Source organism: Mojavia sp. (genome assembly GCF_059505145.1).
Genome location: NZ_JCACKA010000046.1, coordinates 1 through 3,074, shown reverse-complemented (window position 1 = coordinate 3,074; position 3,074 = coordinate 1). Strand labels below are relative to the sequence as shown.

General features: G+C 38.3%; 3 protein-coding genes and 1 pseudogene. 1 reads left to right on the top strand and 3 read right to left on the bottom strand.

Annotated features, from left to right (window positions below; translation table 11 throughout):
• From AC5JL8_RS07250 to AC5JL8_RS07240, 3 genes and pseudogenes are all read right to left on the bottom strand, one after another.
• Window positions 1-1,117, bottom strand: a pseudogene (locus AC5JL8_RS07250) (hypothetical protein); the annotation flags it as partial.
• Window positions 1,118-1,140: 23 nt separating this feature from the next.
• Window positions 1,141-1,527, bottom strand: a complete 387-nt coding sequence (locus AC5JL8_RS07245) for a hypothetical protein (RefSeq protein ID WP_495879107.1) — start codon at window positions 1,525-1,527, stop codon at window positions 1,141-1,143.
• Window positions 1,528-1,662: 135 nt separating this feature from the next.
• Window positions 1,663-2,253, bottom strand: a complete 591-nt coding sequence (locus AC5JL8_RS07240; protein ID WP_495879106.1) for a hypothetical protein — start codon at window positions 2,251-2,253, stop codon at window positions 1,663-1,665.
• Between the two features lie 346 nt (window positions 2,254-2,599).
• Here AC5JL8_RS07240 and AC5JL8_RS07235 point away from each other — a divergent pair, with 346 nt between their 5' ends.
• Window positions 2,600-2,779 carry a hypothetical protein gene (locus tag AC5JL8_RS07235; RefSeq protein WP_495879105.1) on the top strand — a complete coding sequence of 60 codons (180 nt, stop codon included), beginning with the start codon at window positions 2,600-2,602 and terminating at the stop codon, window positions 2,777-2,779.
• The last annotated feature ends 295 nt before the right edge of the window (window positions 2,780-3,074 follow it).

The window sequence follows — 3,074 nt, the reverse complement described above, 5'->3', positions numbered from 1 at the left end:
GTTGTGCTTCTACCGATTCTTCTATGTTTAATCCTGCCTTCACATCTATACTGCCTGAATCCGTTGACATCGCAGTTGATGTGATTGACTGTTTTGTTAATCGCTGTAAATTTGTTTTCGTTATTGTCTCGTTTGCTTTGCTTATTTGGCAAATTATCTCTGTATCTGCTATCTTCTCACGAGACATTACTTCCCATAAATATCTCAGTTGTGAATATTCATCTACCCACCCCCCTGGCTTTTGGCTAAAATTTAATGCTCCTACATATTTATCCTGAATTTTTACCCACTTCTTATCAAATACTGGTACTGATTTCTCATTCTCTAGTAAATGATGTTTTATATGAAAATCGCTCGTTTGATTTTCACTTAATTCATTAGACGTTATTTTCAAAGGATTGGGAACAGGCGTTGGCAGAGAATTATTAAATATTTCCCATACTGTCCCCCATATTTCTTCACCGCTTAACGGCGTTACTGACAACCCCATTTTATTTGAGATTATTTGCTCCCAGCTTTGAAATCCATCTCTAAATGAATTCCTTAATATATTTTCAATCCGATTTTTATTTAGGTCATGAATCTCTCCTGTAAATGAGTACCAAATTTTTTGCAGTTTCTTGAGTCCTATCTCCGCAAAGTCTTCTAATTTTTCGTCCTCTTCTACTGTATATGTACACCAAAGTCTCAGAAACTTATTCTTTCTTACTCCCGACTGCGTGAGTTTTTTGACACGCATTCTTTCTGAACGTAACAGTAATTTTATTGGCTCTAGGGGGCATTGTTTTTCTATTGAAGTTATTTCCCTTTGTCTTGTTTCATCAGATGTAAATGAGCCAAAATGTATTGTCAGCTTTTCTCCTGATGGTATTTCTTTTAATCCCCCTTCTATTCCTTCAAATATTGGCACTATTTGTTCTGCTGCTAAGGAAGGGTGGATTCCCAAGCAATCAAAGGCGAATTTTATTTGTATATTTCCTTTTTTTTGGATGATTAATGCTCCTATTCCTTTTCTCCCTCCTAACTCCATTTCGCATATTCCTGCTAGATTTACCACATCTTCAAATGGGGTCAACGTTAATGTTTTCTTCCCTAACTTCTCGGATTGTTTAATCATTATTTTTATGGGAAATATTTCTATTATTTAAAATTTGAACCTCTCAACATATTTAATTTATTTTTTATGTTTTTAATTCTCTTAACTTTGTTTTGATGATTTATTTGGTTTGGTTGAGCAGAATAATTAATTAATGAGATGAATTGCATATATCCTCTACTAATGCGTGGTGTCCCTACAAATTTTCCTAAAAAGCTTTTATTGCTCGATACAAACCACCATGTTGCACATCCCCATAATGATGCAAACAACGTCGCTAACCACCCCCAATTCAACATATAGTAAAATCCAAATACGCACCCGATTGTTATTACTAACCACGGAAATATTTGCTCTGCTGGTAACGGCCCTATTTTTGGTTGCGTTCCTAAGCTCTGATTCACTACACGGAATTTTTTTTCTGGCTGCATTCTCTTTCCCAAGCGCGCAATTCGCAATTGATTGGCTTACATAGCAAGCCAATTATGAATTCGCAGTTAGCAACAATGATTAATTATTAATTAGTTCACGTAGTGAACAACTTCATTGCGAACTGCGAATTGATTTTAGGTAATTAATGTTGTTAAGAAGTCGGCTCCAAATACACCAACTAGAATAATCAATGGTGTTCTGGCTGCACTCGCCCAGTCTTCATCTCTTCTGACTGCTTGAATCACGTTCACCACAGACACTGCTATATACAACAAAAACAAGATCCGCAGAATATTGAAAATGCTTACCACCGTTGCAGAAGTATCCGGGTTGAGCGCACCTCCGAAGCCTGTATTGGTTATCCAGTCTTGAGCTTGTTGAAAGAACTGTGCGTTGGCTGGGGCTGCCGCAAAGTCTAACATGAACACTAATGACAATAACGCGAATAGTATGCCGTAAATATTTATCCTATATTTGCGCCCTTTCTTGTCCCATTTGCTCATTAATTCATTTATTTGCTTTTGGAACATTACTGCCATTGATGCTGATAAGATTAGCCCTCCTAACATCACTCCATGCAAGCTCATCTCTGATATCATCAATACACCATCCACCCACATTAATGCGATTGTTCCCCTCTCCCCTACTTGATTCTTGGGCTTAATTACTGGTGCTGACCCATATTCTGACTGCTCTTTTTCTCTATCTAGATAGTATGTTTGCATACCCTTGCTCGAATCATGACAAGTATTCCCTTAGTATTCATTCCCCACAAGCGGATTTCAACTGACAAACCGCTAAACTTTCTCTGCATATTTGCACTCTCATCCCTACTTTTTGTTAGGTTTGATCAGTGACTTTTTGTCACAGCGTATCTAGGCGAGTATGAAAAAATCTGGAGTGCCCGCTTTGATGCTTTGGAAAAGCTACTAGTACCGCAAGGCGGAAGTCATGCATTCAAAAGTCATGCATTCAAAAGAATTGTATTCCGAGCTTCTTGCGCCATTTGAAATGGTATGTTTATTTCCGCCGTGCTGTACTAGAAGATAAATAACAAAGTAGGAGGGAGGTATGGCACATTTGAAAGTCACAGTTCCAGAAAATTCACAAAACATCCTGGGTACTGTCACAGGGGTTGCTACAAACCAAAACATAGAACAACAGCCGACTCCAATGCCAACGGAATCTACACTCGACGAAATACAAGATGATTCAGATGGCGAAACATTTTCCCTTGATTTTGATTTGTAACAGTACAGTATTGAGACAGCCAAATTCTCGGAGTCTGCTATCTGAGGCATTCCTTGCAGCCTAGGCACTTGCCAATAATAAAATGCCCAGCCGTCGCTTTCGACTAGAAGTCGAAAGCACCTAAATATCTCGGTTTTGCCAACAATATTATTGAAACGGCTGGGCATTTTATTTCTTGGATATCCCCTAACTTACAGCATAATATAGTCCTGTATCTTCAAAAAATTCCCAACCGATACCGGATCTATCCTTGCCCTTGCACCATGACACAAAAAGCGGTGGTGGTAGATTTACT

Excerpts from the sequence above, each read along its gene's own strand:
- AC5JL8_RS07240 (WP_495879106.1), bottom strand. The coding sequence starts at position 2,253 with ATGCAAACATACTATCTAGATAGAGAAAAAGAGCAGTCAGAATATGGG.
- AC5JL8_RS07235 (WP_495879105.1), top strand. The coding sequence starts at position 2,600 with ATGGCACATTTGAAAGTCACAGTTCCAGAAAATTCACAAAACATCCTG.
- AC5JL8_RS07245 (WP_495879107.1), bottom strand. The coding sequence starts at position 1,527 with ATGCAGCCAGAAAAAAAATTCCGTGTAGTGAATCAGAGCTTAGGAACG.